Genomic DNA, 17,156 nt, shown 5'->3' with positions numbered 1-17,156 from the left:
TAGACTATAAAGATAGATAGGGATCAACAGGGGTGAAAAAGATAAAGAAATGGATGATGCTTTCAGCAGCAGTGCTGATGCTTGTTTCAGGGTGCAGCAAGTCAAATGATGAGGCAGAGCCTGGGAAAGGGAATAATCAGGCTCCGGTTGAACAACCTTCCAAAGAAAATGAAGGACAGGAAACAGCGGCAGAATCGCCGTATGCCTTTCCGCTGACAGGGATTGGCACAGAGAAGGAAGCCGCGGGCCGCGCCGTTGCAGTGATGATCAATAACCATCCGGCTGCAAGACCGCAATCCGGACTTCCGGAAGCTGATATCGTTTATGAACTTTTAGCGGAAGGAGATGTGACCAGGTTCCTGGCCATCTACCAAAGTGAACAGCCGGAGAAGATCGGTCCGGTCAGGAGTGCCCGCGATTATTACATCGAGCTTGCCAAAGCATATGATGGGCTTTATGTCTGCCACGGAAACAGTCCGGACGCGAAGGAGCTTATGGACAACGGCTATATCGACCATCTGAATGGTCTTTATTATGACGGGACTCTCTTTCAAAGGGCCGGTTACCGCAAGGCGCCGCATAACTCGTATACCTCTTATGAAAATATTCTGGAGGGGGCATCGGAAAAGGACTATGAAATGGAAGAAGCCCCCGGTCCCCTCAGCTTCATGACAGCTGAAGAAGCAGGGCAGCTCACAGGCGAAGAAGCAGAGAGTGCGAAGGTTTCGTATCTTTCAAACGAAACATTCTCGAGCACCTATGAATACGACAGGAATCTAGATAAATACAAAAGATATTCCAATGGCGAACTGACCGCTGATTATGACAGCGGCGCCCCCGTCCTGATTGACAATATATTCATCATAGAAGCCTCCCACAAAATTGTTGACAGTGCAGGCAGGCGTGAGATTAACTTAACATCTGGGGGAAGAGGCTATCTTCTTCAAAAAGGCTTCCTCAGGGAAGTTGAGTGGAAAAATGAAAAAGGAAGGCTGCTTCCTTATATTGATGGAAAGGAAGCACCGCTGGTCCGCGGAAAAACATGGATCAATGTTGTTCCATCAGACCCTGGCCTCGGCCAGGCAGTCAGCTTGAATCAAGCTAATTAAATCTTAAAAAATTTGGTTTAAATAAAGGAGACCCCATATGCAAATTGAAAAACTGAGAGGCAAAGAACTGGATCAACTGTTCAAATCGGTCCTGTCCCTAAAAGACCTGGAAGAATGCTATCGATTCTTCGACGATCTTTGCACGGTAAATGAAATCCAATCTCTTGCACAGCGCCTTGAGGTTGCCCGGATGCTGCGCGAAGGAAAGACCTATCATAAGATCGAAACAGAAACAGGAGCAAGCACGGCAACGATTTCCCGTGTAAAACGCTGCCTGAATTATGGCAATGACGCCTATGAAATGGCCCTTGAGCGCATCAAGGACGAAGAAGCACAGGCCGCTGCAGAATAATTGATGAAAAGCCGCAGGATGAAGATCCCGCGGCTTTTTCTTTAGGAAAAGCTGCATTCCGGCCACTGCGCTTTTTGTTTTCGCTGCCGTCCCCGCATCCTGCATGGATGACTTGCCTTCTTCCATCAATATGCAGGAAAAGTCCTCCCTGCTTTCCTTTTTGATTCCAGTGTCTAATGCTATAATGTTGTAATGGAATGATAGAATGGAGGCAAGTATGCATGTATGATGTTCGCGAGTGGCGCCACGCCTTTAAACTCGATCCCAATAAAGAAATTTCTGACCGGGACCTGGAGCGGATCTGCGAATCAGGGACGGATGCTGTAATAGTCGGAGGAACAGACGGCATTACACTTGAAAAGGTGCTGGACCTCATGGCGAGAATACGCCGCTATACGGTGCCCTGCGTGCTCGAAGTTTCGACGATTGAGTCTGTTACTCCGGGCTTTGATTTGTATTTTATCCCGTCTGTCCTGAACAGCGGGGACAGCAAATGGATCACCGGGCTTCATCATCAGGCGGTCAAGGAATACGGCGAGATTATGAGCTGGGAGGAAATCCTTGTCCAGGGCTATTGCATCCTGAACAGCGAATGCAAGGCGGCAAAGCTGACAGGTGCGAAGACGGATCTGGATGCAGAGGATGTTGTGGCCTACGCGATGATGGCGGAGAAAATGTTCCATCTCCCAATCTTCTATCTCGAATACAGCGGGACATATGGCGATCCCGGGCTTGCGGCTGAAGTGAAGCGCACACTGGAGGAAACAACCTTTTTCTACGGCGGAGGAATCTCCTCTGAAGCACAGGCAAGGGAAATGGCTGAAGCAGCGGACGTCATTGTTGTCGGCAATATAATATATGAAAATCTAGATGAAGCTCTAAAGACAGTTTTGCCTAAATAAAGTTGCTTGCAGAAGGACTTAAGGATACACTTACTATAAAGAACATATGTTTGTTTGGCGGTGAATAAAAAGATGCAATATTTAACGGATAAACTATTAAACGGATTGAATGCCCAGCAGCAGAATGCTGTAAAGGCAACGGACGGGCCGCTGCTCATCATGGCCGGTGCGGGAAGCGGAAAGACGAGGGTGCTGACCCACAGGATTGGATACCTGATGGTTGAAAAAGGGGTAAACCCGTATAACATCCTTGCCATCACCTTCACTAACAAGGCGGCACGGGAAATGCGCGAGAGGATCCAGAACATGATGGGCGGAGCAGCCGATGATATTTGGATTTCGACGTTCCACTCCATGTGTGTGCGGATCCTCAGGAGAGATATAGACAGAATCGGCTTTAGCCGTAATTTCACGATCCTTGATACAACAGACCAGCAGTCTGTCATCAAGGCGATCCTAAAGGACAAGAATCTGGATCCAAAGAAATACGACCCGCGTGCGATCCTGGGCAGCATCAGCTCGGCGAAAAACGAACTGATCGACCCGGAGGAATATGCAAAGGCGGCCGGCGGCTACTTTGAGCAGATCGCAAGCGACGTATACACAGAATATCAAAGACGCCTCCGCAAAAATCAGGCGCTGGACTTTGATGACCTGATCATGACAACGATCCAGCTATTCCAGCGGGTGCCTGAGGTGCTGGAATATTATCAGCGCAAATTCCAATATATCCATGTTGATGAGTATCAGGATACAAACAGAGCACAATATATGCTTGTAAAGCTGATGGCAGACAGATTCAAGAATCTTTGCGTAGTCGGAGACTCCGACCAGTCGATCTACCGCTGGCGCGGAGCGGATATAGCCAATATCCTTTCATTTGAAAAAGACTACAAAAATGCCAGGACGATCCTCCTGGAGCAGAATTACCGTTCAACAAAGCGGATTCTGCTCGCAGCCAATGAGGTGATTGCCAAAAACCTCAACAGGAAGGCCAAGAATCTCTGGACAGAAAATGCAGAAGGCAATAAGCTGTTTCATTACCGAGCTGACAGCGAGCAGGGCGAAGGGCAGTTTGTCGCAGGGAAAATCAAAGAAATGGTCGACAGCGGCAAGCGGAAGTACTCCGAGATTGCCATCCTTTACCGGACCAATGCCCAGTCACGTGTAATGGAGGAAGTGCTGCTTAAATCAAACATTGAGTACTCCATTGTCGGCGGCATCAAGTTCTATGACAGAAAAGAAATCAAGGATATCCTAGCCTACCTGAGGCTGATTGCCAATCCTGATGATGACATCAGCCTGCAGCGCGTGATCAACGTGCCAAAACGGGGGATAGGCTCAGGATCCGTTGACAAAATCGCCAATTTTGCACAGATGCATGATATGACGATGTACCAGGCACTTGATGCCCTTGACCTTATCGGCTTGAGCCCGAAAATCACAAAGGCGGCAGCCGAGTTCCGCGAGCTGATCAGAAGCTATGAACAGATGCAGGAATACCTGTCTGTGACAGAGCTTGTTGAAGAAGTGCTGGAAAAGTCCGGCTACAGGGATATGCTGAAGGCAGAGAAGTCAATTGAAGCCCAAAGCCGCCTGGAAAACATCGACGAGTTCCTGTCTGTGACGAAAAACTTCGAGGACGGCAGCGAAGATAAAACACTCGTCGCCTTCCTGACTGACCTTGCCCTTGTTGCAGACATTGACAAGCTGGAAGACGATGGCACAAAGACCGATAGCGTCGTCCTGATGACGCTTCACTCTGCAAAGGGGCTGGAATTCCCGGTCGTATTCCTGATCGGGCTTGAGGAAGGCGTCTTCCCTCACAGCCGCTCCCTCATGGAAGAGGCAGAAATGGAAGAAGAGCGCCGCCTCGCCTATGTGGGAATCACCCGTGCAGAGGAAGAATTATATATAACCAATGCGCAGATGCGGACATTATTCGGACGGACGAATATGAATCCTCCATCACGCTTCATCCAGGAGATCCCGGCAGACCTTATCGAAGGGATCGAGCCGAAGAAGGCATCACCTTCTCCATTTGGCAGCCCTGCAGGTGGACGGCCACTATCATCCTCAGCACCGCGGCAGGCTATGCGCAAGGCTGTGGTCAAGCCGGCTGCGGCCTCGACCGGCGGGGATGCACTTGGCTGGCAGGTCGGAGACAAAGCCGTCCATGGGAAATGGGGCACCGGAACAGTTGTCAGCGTAAAAGGCCAGGGAGAAGGAACAGAGCTCGATATCGCCTTCCCGAGCCCGACCGGCATCAAACGCCTGCTGGCAAAATTCGCTCCGATTACAAAAGGATGATACAGTACAGAAATATAGGATAGAAAGCATAATTGCTGCGGAGCTGCCGGGCCTTTTTGGAGGCGGGCAGCGGCCGAGTTTTTTATGAAAGGGCTGGAAAATATGGACCTTCAAAATGCCGAAGCAAAAGTAAAAGAATTGCATAATCTGCTGAATCAATATGGCTATGAATATTATGTCCTTGATCAGCCGTCAGTGCCGGACGCTGAATATGACCGGCTCCTGAAAGAGCTGGTGGAGCTTGAAAATGAGCATCCCCAGCTGAAAACCGCTGATTCTCCTACCCAGCGGGTCGGCGGCGAAATACTCGATATGTTTGAAAAGGTCGAGCATCAAACACCGATGCTGAGCCTTGGCAATGCCTTCAACGAAGAAGACCTGCGCAGCTTTGACCGCCGGGTGCGGCAGACTGCAGGAGAAACTCTTTCTTATGTGTGCGAGCTGAAAATTGATGGCCTGGCCGTCGCCCTGAAATATGAGGATGGCCTGTTCATCCAGGGTGCGACAAGGGGAGACGGAACGATCGGGGAGGATATCACCGTAAACCTGCGGACAATCCGCTCCATTCCCCTCCGTCTTTCAGAGCCTGTATCCATCGAGGTGCGCGGGGAAGCATTCATGCCTGGCCGATCCTTTGAAGCATTGAATAAAGGGAAAGAAGAGCGGGGCGAGGAGCCGTTTGCAAATCCGCGCAATGCGGCTGCAGGCTCCCTTCGCCAGCTCGATCCCCGCATCGCCGCTTCCCGCAATCTAGATATCTTTTTATACGGGATATCAAACACTGGCGATACGGGTGTAGAATCACACAGTGCCGGACTGGATTATCTGGAAACACTCGGATTCAAGACGAACAAAGAGCGCAGAAAATGTGCCAGCATAGAAGAAGTTATTGAATATGTCAGCAGCTGGACCGAGAAACGGCCTAACCTGGATTACGATATAGACGGAATCGTCATCAAGGTCGATTCGCTTGCCCTTCAGGAGGAGCTGGGAGCAACAGCGAAAAGCCCGCGCTGGGCGATTGCCTATAAGTTCCCTGCTGAAGAAGTGGTCACCACTTTGAGGGATATCGAGCTGAGCGTCGGCCGTACCGGCGTTGTCACTCCTACAGCCCTGCTTGAACCGGTCCGTGTCGCCGGGACAACTGTCCAGCGTGCATCGCTTCATAATGAAGACCTGATTCGCGAAAAGGATATCAAGATCGGCGACAAGGTAGTCGTCAAGAAAGCCGGAGACATCATTCCGGAGGTTGTCAATGTGCTTGCTGAGCAAAGGACAGGGGAAGAACGCGAATTTGTAATGCCGACACATTGTCCGGAGTGCGGAAGCGAATTGGTCCGCCTTGAGGGCGAAGTGGCCCTGCGCTGCATCAATCCGAAATGCCCGGCCCAGATCCGCGAGGGGCTGATCCATTTTGTCTCCCGGAATGCGATGAATATTGACGGACTTGGCGAAAAAGTGGTCAGCCAGCTGTTTGCAAAAGAACTGATCAAGGATGTCGCTGACCTTTACAAGCTCACACATGAAGCATTGATCGGAATGGAGCGCATGGGCGAAAAATCGGTCAATAATCTGCTGCAGGCCATTGAGGCATCCAAGCAGAACTCCCTTGAAAAGCTGCTGTTTGGATTAGGAATCAGGCATGTAGGCGCAAAGGCAGCCAAAACGCTTGCCCAGCATTTTGGCACAGTTGATAACCTGATGGATGCATCTGAAGAAGATCTGACGGCGATCAATGAAATCGGCGGTAAAATGGCTGGTGCCATTGTCGCATTCTTTGAACAGGAAGAAGCGAAGGAGCTTATCCGCGAATTAAAAGAATATGGCGTAAACATGGAGTATAAAGGACCGAAGCCGGTTGCGGCAGCGGACTCTGACTCGTTCTTTGCAGGAAAGACGATCGTGCTGACAGGCAAGCTTTCCATATTGAGCCGAAATGAAGCAAAAGAAAAGATCGAAGTACTGGGCGGAAATGTTTCCGGAAGCGTCAGCAAGAAAACGGACCTCCTGATTGCAGGGGAGGATGCCGGCTCCAAGCTGGCGAAAGCCCAGGACCTGGGAATTGATATATGGAATGAGGAGCAGCTGGTTGAAGAATTAAATAATTAAGAGGTGTAAAAGCAGTGAGAAGAACATCAATAATCGCCTTGTCCCTTGCCTTTTTGCTGACAGGCTGCGCCCCTAACTTCCAGAAGCAGGAGGAAGTGGTGCAGGAGCAGGATGACTCAAAGGAAAATGCGATTATTCCAAACTATAAGATCTCGGATCAGTACTATCGTACGATCCTGCCTTTTAAGCCCGGGGAAGCACGCGGATTGGTCGTCAATAATATCAATACGAGATATGACTTGAATGAATTTGAGACAGGCCTCATGAGAGTGGCCCAAAACTCATTCGATCCTGATAAATTCTTTTTCCAGGAAGGCCAGTATCTGAAAAGAGATATGGTCAGCAAATGGCTGAGCCGCAAGTATACGGCCGCGCAGCTGAAGGAAAAGAACCTCGAGGAAGAAGACAACCTTGGCCTGAATCCGGTGGATGACGGGAAAGGCGACATCAAATCGAGGGAAGAAAGAAACCCGATTTACCTGGCCCATATCCTTGAGCATAACTACCTCCTGAAAAATGAAGATGGCAAAGCCTATCTCGGAGGAGTCGTCATCGGTCTTGCATTGAACTCTGTTCACTACTATAGAACAGTGGAATATGGGGACGTTTTTGAGAAAAAAATCGACCACGCCACCCTTGAAAAAGAAGGAAAGCAGATCGCCGATCAGGTATTAAGCAGACTCCGCAGCATGGACGAGCTTAAAAATGTACCAATCACCATCGCCCTTTTCGAGCAGGAAAGCAATAAATCAGTCGTGCCTGGCACTTTCTTTGCCTATGCCCAGGCGGACAAAGGAAGCAGCAAGCTTGGCGGCTGGGAAAACGTTGATGAAGAATACGTGCTCTTCCCATCCCCTGGAGCCACCGAAGATCACAGGGAAGACGTCACCTCATTCCTTAACTTCAAGCAGGACGTCGAAAAATACTTCCCTAACTTCAACGGAGTCATCGGGAAAGCCTTTTATGCCCAAGACCAGCTCCAGGAGCTGAACATTGAAATCCCGATTCAATTCTACGGGAAAGCAGAAGGCATAGGCTTTACCCAATATGTGACCGGACTCGTCATGAAGCATTTCCCTGACTATATATCCGTCCAGGTCAGCGTCACCTCCGTCAACGGCCCGGAAGCACTCATCGTCCGGAAAGCTGGGGACCAGGAACCATTTGTGCATATTTATCAGCAGTAGAAGAGACAAGCAGCCGCTTTGGAGGGCTGCTTGTTTTTTTTGTGGTGTGGGCGGTGTGCGTGGGGGACGGAGCTGGTAGAAGAACGTGTGGATTTGGTAGAAAAGTTAGCTGAATCGGTAAAATGAAAGGGCGGTTCGGTAGAATAATGGCGCCAGTCGGTAGAAAAAGCTGCGGGATGATGAAAAGGCGCCGGGTCTCACCTCCAAAATAGGCTATCAGAGAGCTTTTCAGGGCGAGTTGAAGCTTTATTAGAGGATTCAGCCCGCTGAGATGGCCGCTAGGAGGTAGCTGGTAGAAAAACGCGTGGACTTGGTAGAAAAGTTAGCTGAATCGGTAAAATGATAGGACAGTTCGGTAGAATAATGGCGCCAGTCGGTAGAATAAGCTGCGGGATGGTGAATAAGCGCCGGGTCTCACCTCAAAAATGGACTATCAGAGAGCTTTTCAGGGCGAGTTGAAGCTTTTTGAGAGGAATCAGCCCGCTGAGATGGCCGCTAAGAAGGAGCTGGTAGAAAAACGAGTGGACTTGGTAGAAAAGTTAGCTGAATCGGTAAAATGATAGGACAGTTCGGTAGAATAATGGCGCCAGTCGGTAGAATAAGCTGCGGGATGGTGAATAAGCGCCGGGTCTCACCTCAAAAATGGACTATCAGAGAGCTTTTCAGGGCGAGTTGAAGCTTTTTGAGAGGAATCAGCCCGCTGAGATGGCCGCTGGGAGGGAGCTGGTAGAAAAACGAGTGGATTTGGTAGAAAAGTTAGCTGAATCGGTAAAACGACTGATCGAATCGGTAGAAAAAAGCCCCCAGTCGGTAGAATAAGCTGCGGGATGGTGAAAAAGCGCCGGGTCTCACCTCAAAAATAGGCTATCAGAGAGCTTTTCAGGGAAAGTTGAAGCATTTTGAGAGGATTCAGCCCGCTGAGATGGCCGCTGGGAGGGAGCTGGTAGAAAAACGCGTGGACTTGGTAGAAAAATTAGCTGAATCAGTAAAACGATTGATCGAATCGGTAGAAAAAAGCCCCCAGTCGGTAGAAAAGCCCCAGAATGATAAAAAGGGCCTCCCCGACCTCTCATTGAAACGGGCTTTTTAACTGAAAGAGAAAACAGCGCAGGTCTGCGATAGTCCTTTTATATGAAACTCGCCTGAAAAATGGGCAATAATAGTTAATAAGCTCAAAAACAGCCCCAATTATTCAAACTTCCCCCGCCAAACTGCCCAGTCACTGCCCAAAATCGCTCATATGCCGCTCCCTCCTCCGGCCGCCTGCCCCTTCCAAAAAATAAACAAAAAATTCTCCCCCAAAAATACAGGATTTGCACCCGCGAGCCAAGTATATAAATACTAGAAAACAAGAAAGGAGCTTCCTATGATTCTAAAAAAAATAGAAATGCCTTTAAAACTGCAAAAGCTGCAGGCCCTTCACCGGCGACTGCCGCAAAGCCACCCCAAATACCAGCTTATCCAGGAAAAACTGGCAAAGGGGCTTGCCGGTTACAGGGGGGAGCTTGCGGTAGATTACCAGCTCGGTTTTCTTCCGGTAGATAAGTATTTAATTTTCCACGATATCCGTCTGCAGGAACAGGAGCATTTTTTTCAAATGGACTTTCTCCTCTTATCCAAAGAGTTCATCGTCACTCTTGAAGTGAAGAATATGGCTGGCACCTTGTATTTCGATCCCGTTTTCCAGCAGCTGATCCGGACTCAAAATGAGAAGGAAGAGGCATTTCCTGATCCGCTTATCCAAATACAGCGCCACAACTCCCTCATGGCCAATTGGCTTAGCACGCACGGCTATCCCCCCATCCCGATTGAATCCCTCATAGCCATAAGCAGCCCATACACTCTATTGAAAACAAGCCCCAAAAACGAATCGATTTCCAATATCATTCTTCATAGTGAAGCACTTCCGGCTAAAATAAAGAAGCTTGAATTAAACCACAGAGAGAGCTGCCTGGATGATAAACAATGGAAGAAGCTCAGCCGCCTGATCCTCAAGAAACATACCCCTCTAAATGCAGATATCCTTGAACAATATGATATTAGGAAAGCTGAGCTCATTACGGGTGTATTCTGCCCGTCCTGCCAAGCTCTTCCGATGGGAAGGTCACATGGAACATGGTTGTGTCCGCAATGCCATTTCAAAGCTGCGGATTGCCATTTGCCTGCTCTGGATGATTATCGCTTATTAATAGGGCCGGCAATTACAAACGGAGAGGCAAGGCATTTTTTGCAGATTTCGTCCCTGCAGCTGGCAGGGCGGCTGCTCTATCATGTACAGCCAGATGGAAAAACAAAGGGAAGGATCTATATATTAAAATAACAACCTGAAAAACTTTTGGAAAAATAAACATTTATCAGAATGTTGGAGATAAATATAAAGTCATGTTAAAATGGAACCTGGATGTAAACGTTTTAGTACATAGGAGGCGTTATAAATGGTACAACCTTACAAGCATGAACCTTTTACTAATTTTTCTGTTGAAGAAGAGCGCGATGGCTACCTGCAGGGCTTAAAGACTGTTGAGGGCTATCTTGGCCAGGATTATGATCTGCTGATTGGCGGAGAGCGCGTTTCGACTGAAGATAAAATAGTTTCTTATAATCCTTCTAATAAAGAAGAAGTGATCGGCCGTGTATCAAAGGCAACGCAGGAGCATGCTGAGCAGGCAATGCAGGCGGCTGTCGAGGCTTTCAAGACGTGGAGGAAGGTGAAGCCTGAGACGCGCGCGGATGTGCTTTTCAAGGCAGCAGCGATTATCCGCCGCCGCAAGCATGAGTTCTCTGCTTTGCTGACAAAGGAAGCGGGCAAGCCTTGGAATGAGGCTGATGCAGATACTGCGGAAGCAATCGACTTCCTTGAGTACTATGCACGCCAGGCTCTGAAAGTGAAAGACGGCATGCCAGTGAACAGCCGTCCGAATGAATATAACCGCTATGATTATATTCCATTGGGCGTAGGCATCGTTATTTCTCCGTGGAACTTCCCGCTTGCAATCATGGCTGGTACGACTGTGGCTGCGATTGTTGCCGGAAACACTGTGCTGCTGAAGCCGGCTTCAACTACTCCTGTGGTAGCGGCGAAATTCGTTGAGGTTATGGAACAGGCAGGCCTTCCGAAGGGCGTCTTGAACTTTGTACCTGGAAGCGGCGCAGAAGTGGGCGACTATCTGGTTGACCATAAGGACACCCGCTTTATTTCATTCACTGGATCACGTGACGTCGGTCTGCGCATCAATGAGCGTGCTTCTAAATTGAATGATGGCCAGATCTGGCTGAAGCGAGTGATCGCGGAAATGGGCGGAAAAGATACCATCGTTGTTGACAAAGAGGCAGATCTTGAGCTTGCTGCACAGTCAATCGTTGCTTCTGCATTCGGTTTCTCCGGACAGAAATGCTCTGCCTGCTCACGTGCAGTGGTGGTAGAGGATGTGTACGATCAAGTGCTTAACCGCGTGGTTGAGCTGACAAATGATCTGACACAGGGTAACCCGGAAGACAAGAGCAATTTCATGGGCCCTGTTATCGACCAGAATGCATTTGACAAAATCATGAGCTATGTTGAAATCGGCAAAGAAGAAGGCAAGCTGATGACAGGCGGAGAAGGGGACAGCTCTAAAGGCTACTTCATCAAACCGACTGTGTTCGCTGACCTTGCCCCTGATGCACGTTTGATGCAGGAAGAAATCTTTGGTCCGGTTGTAGGCTTCACAAAGGCTAAAGACTTTGACCATGCATTGGAAATTGCCAATAACACAGAGTACGGCTTAACAGGTGCGGTCATCACTACGAACCGTGAAAACATCCAGAAGGCACGCGAAGATTTCCATGTCGGGAATCTGTATTTCAACCGCGGCTGTACAGGAGCAATCGTTGGATACCAGCCATTCGGCGGCTTCAACATGTCTGGTACAGATTCAAAAGCTGGAGGACCTGATTATATCCTTCTGCATATGCAGGCGAAGACAACTTCTGAAATGTACTAATCCGGACTGCCGGACATGCCCGCATCCCAATATGGGATGCGGGCTTTTTGTGCTGGGCACTTCTAGTAGGATAGTCATATTTTTATCTTAATATTTATACTATTAAATTAATTGTGTATAATCTTATTAGTTTTACCCTCTTAAAGCCGCTTGGCAGGAGGGTGGAACAGGAATTAATCAATCGTTTGATGAAGAGGCTTTTACTAAAAAAAATGGAGGTGGCGGGAGATGGGCTTGAGCGGGATGACGATTTTCTGGCTGCTGGTGCCGATGCCGGCATTGATTCTGCTTTCTATCATCACGTATTTTACGGAGAGGAGAATGGAAAGATGATGTCTACGGCTACATTGGTTACTTTTATTGTCTATCTGGCCGGGATGCTGGCAATTGGCCTGTTTTTTTACCGGATGACCAGCAATCTGTCTGATTATGTTTTAGGCGGGAGGAGCCTGGGGCCGGGTGTAGCAGCGCTAAGCGCCGGGGCCTCTGACATGAGCGGCTGGCTTCTCCTGGGATTGCCGGGTGCGGCCTATGTTTCAGGATTTTCTGCTGTCTGGATCTGCATCGGCCTTTCTGCAGGCGCTTATTTGAACTGGCAGTTTGTTGCAAGAAGGCTGAGGGCCTATACAGAGGTTTCACGAAATTCCATTACGATTCCTGATTATCTTGAGAATCGCTTCAGGGACCATTCAAAAGTGCTGAGGGTGATTTCTGCATTTGTTATTTTATTATTTTTTACCTTTTATGCTTCATCAGGAATGGTGGCAGGAGGCAAGCTGTTTGAAAATTCCTTTGGGCTGCAGTATGAAGCGGCATTGTGGATCGGAGCCATTGTCATCATTTCCTATACTTTCCTTGGCGGCTTTCTCGCAGTAAGCTGGACTGACTTTGTACAGGGAATCCTGATGTTCATTGCCCTTCTCATTGTCCCGATAGCGGCCATCAGCGAAGTCGGCGGATGGAGTGAGGCTGTTGATAAGGTGGGAAGCATCAAGCCGGACGGCCTTGATGTTTTTGCCGGCACTACTGCAATCGGGATCATATCTTCAATGGCCTGGGGCCTCGGTTACTTTGGGCAGCCGCATATCATCACCCGTTTTATGGCATTGAGATCAACCAGGGATGTGCCGATGGCAAGGCTGATCGGAATGGTATGGATGATTGCAGGGCTGTTTGGTGCTATATTTACTGGTTTTGCTGGCATTGCTTATTTTGCGGATGCGCCGTTAAAGGATTCGGAAACCGTCTTTATGGATTTTAGCTCTTTGCTGTTCAATCCGTGGATCTCCGGCATTCTTCTTGCTGCCATCCTTTCAGCGATTATGAGTACGATCGACTCTCAGCTGCTTGTTTCCTCTAGTGCAGTGGCTGAGGATTTCTATAAGGCCGTCTTCAGGAAAGGGGCCGGGGAAAAGGAGCTTGTATGGGTCGGCAGGTTCTCGGTCATCGTGATTGCCCTGATTGCCATCATTCTTGCCATGAACCCGGAAAGCTCTGTCCTTGACCTTGTGAGCTATGCGTGGGGCGGATTTGGCGCAGCATTCGGTCCAGTGATCATCCTGTCGCTTTTCTGGAAGCGAATGACAAGGAATGGGGCACTCGCAGGGCTTATCTCCGGGGCTGCCACTGTTGTCATTTGGGAAAAATTGAAGGGCGGCATCTTTGATTTATATGAAATTGTTCCTGGCTTTCTGGTATGTACTGCAGCCATTATTATTTTCAGCCTGGCATCTTCTTCTCCGAATAAAGAAATCGAGGAAGAGTTTGAGAAGGCAAAGGCATCCTCTTTTTAATTGAAAATCTAATCTATCGAATGGCAGGCTATTAAGGCCTGCTTTTTTATATTCCGGAGAAAACCCTGACTTAATTTTATAAATTTAGATGAATAGATACTCGCGTATAACCGTTTTCTTAAATATATATGCAAATCTGGTGAATAAATATAAATGGCATTTTAGAATACTGAATTTTCTCCCTGTTCTGATTATGTATCTGTGTTACGCTTATTAACGGCTGTTAAACGGCGGGAGTGAGGGTTGTTTTCTTTCAGTGTTTTTTAAAATGATGATGTCTGCATAAGGTTGCAGAAAAACTGTATAGAAAACAATGCTCGTATTTAAAAATTTCAATTAGTTAAGGAAAGGAGAATGCTTTAATACAATGGAAACTGCTACGTTAATTACTTTTATTGTGTATTTAATTGGAATGCTTGCAATTGGACTTATTTCTTATAAACTGACAAGCAATCTGTCTGACTATGTTCTCGGAGGGAGAAGCCTCGGGCCTGGAGTGACAGCTCTTAGTGCCGGCGCTTCTGATATGAGCTCCTGGCTGCTGCTTGGACTCCCGGGCCTTGCCTATGCGACAGGACTTGATTCCATATGGATGTGCATCGGCTTGATTATTGGAGCCTATCTGAACTGGAAATTTGTTGCTTCCCGGCTGCGCGCCTATACGGAGGTTGCGAATGATTCCATCACAGTCCCCGACTTTTTCGAAAACCGCTTTAAGGATGGATCACGGCTTCTCCGTGTTATATCCGCTCTCGTCATTTTAATATTTTTTACCTTTTATGCTTCATCCGGCCTTGTAGGGGGAGCCCTGCTTTTCCAGGAGACCTTTGGGATGACGTATAATACAGCCCTGCTGATTGGGGCGATTGTCATCATTTCCTATACGTTCCTTGGCGGCTTCCTGGCTGTCAGCTGGACAGACTTCTTCCAGGGCCTTCTGATGTTCCTGGCGCTTGTGATTGTTCCAATTGTCGCTTTCGCGAAGCTTGGCGGATGGGGAGAAACGATTGATACAGTCCGGTCCATCGATCCGTCATATCTGGATCCGATTGATACGATGTCAGGCCTCGGAATCGTGTCTCTGATGGCCTGGGGGCTTGGCTATTTCGGCCAGCCGCATATCATTACCCGGTTTATGGCCATCAGGTCTACTAAGGAAATTCCTAAAGCCCGTTTTTATGGGATGTCCTGGATGACCATTTCTATTATCGGCGCCATTTTGGTCGGTCTTGTAGGAATTCCGTCATTCACGGATAACCCTCTGATTCAAGGTGATGTGGATAATAGCGAAAAGGTCTTTATTTTCTTTGCCGATATCCTGTTTAATCCATGGGTATCAGGCATCCTGCTGGCTGCAATCCTTTCAGCGATCATGAGTACGATTGATTCCCAGCTGCTTGTATCATCGAGTGCTTTGGCGGAGGACTTTTATAAAGGCATCATCCGCAAAAATGCGAGTGATAAAGAGCTTGTCTGGGTCGGGCGCATCGGCGTCATCATCATTGCATTGATTGCGATACTTCTCGCTTATACAGGCAATCCGAAAAACGGAGGGTCTTCGATCCTCGATCTGGTCAGCTATGCATGGGGCGGATTCGGCGCTGCATTCGGCCCGGTTGTTCTTTTATCCTTGTATTGGAAAAGGATGACCCGCAACGGGGCGCTTGCAGGAATGCTAACCGGCGCCATTACGGTGGTCGTCTGGAAGCGGCTTACAGATAAAGAAATCATTCCGTTTGAGCTGTATGAAATCGTACCAGGCTTCTTCCTTGCCCTTTTGGCAATCGTGATCTTCAGCCTTCTTGGCAGGCAGCCGGACAAGGTGATCAGGGAGGAATTTGAAGAAGCAGCAGAAAGCGATCGGGAATAAACATGAAAAAAGCTGGTGAGATCTCTCATCAGTTTTTTCTTGTGTAAAAAAATATCAGAAAATTTAATAAAAACTCTTTTCAATTCTTTCCCCTCTGTTATATAATACAAAATGTAAATAATTATCTGTATTATAACATAAAGGAGGAGTTGGAATGGTTACTAACACAGCATCAGCAATTCAGGAGAAGTGGGAAATGGAGGATCGGTGGAAGGGAATTGAGCGTCCTTATTCTGCAGAGGATGTTTTAAAGCTGCGGGGGACGGTTCAAATTGAGCACACATTGGCCAGAAGGGGCGCCGATAAGCTGTGGAAGCTGGTCCATGAGGAAGATTTTGTGAATGCACTGGGAGCACTGACAGGCAATCAGGCGGTCCAGCAGGTAAAGGCCGGGCTGAAGGCGATTTATTTGAGCGGCTGGCAGGTGGCGGCAGATGCCAATCTTTCCGGCCATATGTACCCTGACCAAAGCCTGTATCCTGCCAACAGTGTTCCTCAGGTGGTCAAACGGATCAATCAGGCGCTGCAGCGGGCTGATCAGATCACTCACAGCGAAGGTGATCATTCCATTGACTGGTTTGCCCCGATTGTGGCAGACGCAGAAGCCGGGTTTGGGGGACAGCTGAATGTGTTTGAGCTGATGAAAGGGATGATTGAAGCAGGAGCGGCGGGTGTCCATTTTGAAGACCAGCTTTCCTCCGAAAAGAAATGCGGCCATCTTGGCGGAAAGGTGCTCCTTCCGACACAGACAGCCGTAAAAAATCTGATCGCTGCCAGGCTGGCGGCAGATGTAATGGATGTCCCGACTGTGCTGGTAGCACGGACAGATGCCAATGCGGCTGATTTGATCACTAGTGATGTCGATCCATGTGATCATCCGTTCATCATGGGTGAGAGGACGCCGGAAGGCTTTTTCAGGACCAGGGCAGGGCTTGATCAGGCCATCGCACGCGGGCTAGCTTATGCCCCTTACGCTGACTTGATCTGGTGTGAAACATCCGAACCGGACCTGGAGGAGGCAAGAAGGTTTGCAGAAGCCATCCATGAAAGGTTCCCGGGAAAATTGCTTGCCTACAACTGCTCGCCTTCATTTAACTGGAAGAAAAAGCTGGATGATGAAACAATAGCGAAATTCCAGAAAGAGCTCGGCAGGATGGGCTATAAATTCCAGTTTGTCACACTGGCAGGATTCCATGCTTTGAACCATAGCATGTTTGAACTGGCACGAGGCTATAAAGACAGGGGGATGGCTGCCTATTCCGAGCTGCAGCAAAGAGAATTCGCCAGCGAGGAATTTGGCTATACGGCGACCCGCCATCAGCGCGAGGTGGGCACAGGCTATTTTGACCAGGTTTCCATGGTTGTTTCCGGAGGCACATCCTCCACCACTGCGCTAAAGGGTTCGACTGAGGAAGATCAGTTTACGGTGTCCCAATAGCATTTTGATTTCCCTCCTTGGCCAAAGGAGGGTTTTTTTTATCCGGGAAAAGGAATAGTAAAAGGAGAAGCATCACAATCTTAGACAAATTTACATACATAAT

General features: G+C 48.5%; 11 protein-coding genes. All 11 read left to right on the top strand.

What is annotated here, in order from left to right; genetic code table 11:
* Positions 1 to 53 precede the first annotated feature (53 nt).
* A complete protein-coding gene (locus tag FZD51_RS18410; protein ID WP_148976125.1) occupies positions 54 to 1,109 on the top strand; it encodes a DUF3048 domain-containing protein in 1,056 nt (351 codons plus the stop codon).
* Positions 1,110 to 1,146: 37 nt separating this feature from the next.
* Entirely contained in the window at positions 1,147 to 1,461 is a 315-nt protein-coding gene (locus FZD51_RS18405; protein WP_009792553.1) for a YerC/YecD family TrpR-related protein, read from the top strand.
* Between the two features lie 221 nt (positions 1,462 to 1,682).
* Positions 1,683 to 2,363: a heptaprenylglyceryl phosphate synthase gene (gene pcrB, locus FZD51_RS18400; protein WP_009792551.1), complete on the top strand. Its 681-nt coding sequence runs from the start codon at positions 1,683 to 1,685 to the stop codon at positions 2,361 to 2,363.
* A 72-nt stretch (positions 2,364 to 2,435) separates the two neighbouring features.
* Positions 2,436 to 4,673, top strand: coding sequence for a DNA helicase PcrA (gene pcrA / locus FZD51_RS18395; protein ID WP_148976100.1), 2,238 nt, complete (start codon positions 2,436 to 2,438; stop codon positions 4,671 to 4,673).
* Positions 4,674 to 4,775: 102 nt separating this feature from the next.
* Complete coding sequence (gene ligA, locus FZD51_RS18390) at positions 4,776 to 6,782, top strand: NAD-dependent DNA ligase LigA (RefSeq protein WP_148976099.1); 2,007 nt, start codon at positions 4,776 to 4,778, stop codon at positions 6,780 to 6,782.
* A gap of 14 nt (positions 6,783 to 6,796) precedes the next feature.
* Positions 6,797 to 7,969 (top strand): CamS family sex pheromone protein, encoded by a 1,173-nt coding sequence (locus tag FZD51_RS18385; protein ID WP_148976098.1) that lies wholly within the window; start codon positions 6,797 to 6,799, stop codon positions 7,967 to 7,969.
* A 1,366-nt stretch (positions 7,970 to 9,335) separates the two neighbouring features.
* Positions 9,336 to 10,289 carry a nuclease-related domain-containing protein gene (locus tag FZD51_RS18375; protein WP_148976096.1) on the top strand — a complete coding sequence of 318 codons (954 nt, stop codon included), beginning with the start codon at positions 9,336 to 9,338 and terminating at the stop codon, positions 10,287 to 10,289.
* A gap of 115 nt (positions 10,290 to 10,404) precedes the next feature.
* Positions 10,405 to 11,952: an L-glutamate gamma-semialdehyde dehydrogenase gene (gene pruA, locus FZD51_RS18370; RefSeq protein ID WP_148976095.1), complete on the top strand. Its 1,548-nt coding sequence runs from the start codon at positions 10,405 to 10,407 to the stop codon at positions 11,950 to 11,952.
* Between the two features lie 332 nt (positions 11,953 to 12,284).
* A complete protein-coding gene (gene putP, locus FZD51_RS18365; protein ID WP_148976124.1) occupies positions 12,285 to 13,745 on the top strand; it encodes a sodium/proline symporter PutP in 1,461 nt (486 codons plus the stop codon).
* Between the two features lie 367 nt (positions 13,746 to 14,112).
* Positions 14,113 to 15,615, top strand: coding sequence for a sodium/proline symporter PutP (gene putP / locus FZD51_RS18360; RefSeq protein ID WP_148976094.1), 1,503 nt, complete (start codon positions 14,113 to 14,115; stop codon positions 15,613 to 15,615).
* Between the two features lie 154 nt (positions 15,616 to 15,769).
* The gene (gene aceA, locus FZD51_RS18355) at positions 15,770 to 17,053 is read left to right on the top strand and encodes an isocitrate lyase (protein ID WP_148976093.1); all 1,284 of its coding nucleotides are present in this window, start codon (positions 15,770 to 15,772) and stop codon (positions 17,051 to 17,053) included.
* The last annotated feature ends 103 nt before the right edge of the window (positions 17,054 to 17,156 follow it).

This window comes from Bacillus infantis (genome assembly GCF_008180445.1).
GTDB classification, from domain to species: Bacteria; Bacillota; Bacilli; order Bacillales; family Cytobacillaceae; genus Bacillus_AB; species Bacillus_AB infantis_B.
Note: the sequence above shows the minus strand (reverse complement) of the source record. Positions and strands in the feature narration are given on the sequence as shown.

What these genes read in the sequence shown, in the direction of transcription:
- FZD51_RS18410 (WP_148976125.1), top strand. Translation starts at nt 54, where the DNA reads ATGATGCTTTCAGCAGCAGTGCTGATGCTTGTTTCAGGGTGCAGCAAG.
- FZD51_RS18405 (WP_009792553.1), top strand. Translation starts at nt 1,147, where the DNA reads ATGCAAATTGAAAAACTGAGAGGCAAAGAACTGGATCAACTGTTCAAA.
- pcrB (WP_009792551.1), top strand. Translation starts at nt 1,683, where the DNA reads ATGTATGATGTTCGCGAGTGGCGCCACGCCTTTAAACTCGATCCCAAT.
- pcrA (WP_148976100.1), top strand. Translation starts at nt 2,436, where the DNA reads ATGCAATATTTAACGGATAAACTATTAAACGGATTGAATGCCCAGCAG.
- ligA (WP_148976099.1), top strand. Translation starts at nt 4,776, where the DNA reads ATGGACCTTCAAAATGCCGAAGCAAAAGTAAAAGAATTGCATAATCTG.
- FZD51_RS18375 (WP_148976096.1), top strand. Translation starts at nt 9,336, where the DNA reads ATGATTCTAAAAAAAATAGAAATGCCTTTAAAACTGCAAAAGCTGCAG.
- pruA (WP_148976095.1), top strand. Translation starts at nt 10,405, where the DNA reads ATGGTACAACCTTACAAGCATGAACCTTTTACTAATTTTTCTGTTGAA.
- putP (WP_148976124.1), top strand. Translation starts at nt 12,285, where the DNA reads ATGTCTACGGCTACATTGGTTACTTTTATTGTCTATCTGGCCGGGATG.
- putP (WP_148976094.1), top strand. Translation starts at nt 14,113, where the DNA reads ATGGAAACTGCTACGTTAATTACTTTTATTGTGTATTTAATTGGAATG.
- aceA (WP_148976093.1), top strand. Translation starts at nt 15,770, where the DNA reads ATGGTTACTAACACAGCATCAGCAATTCAGGAGAAGTGGGAAATGGAG.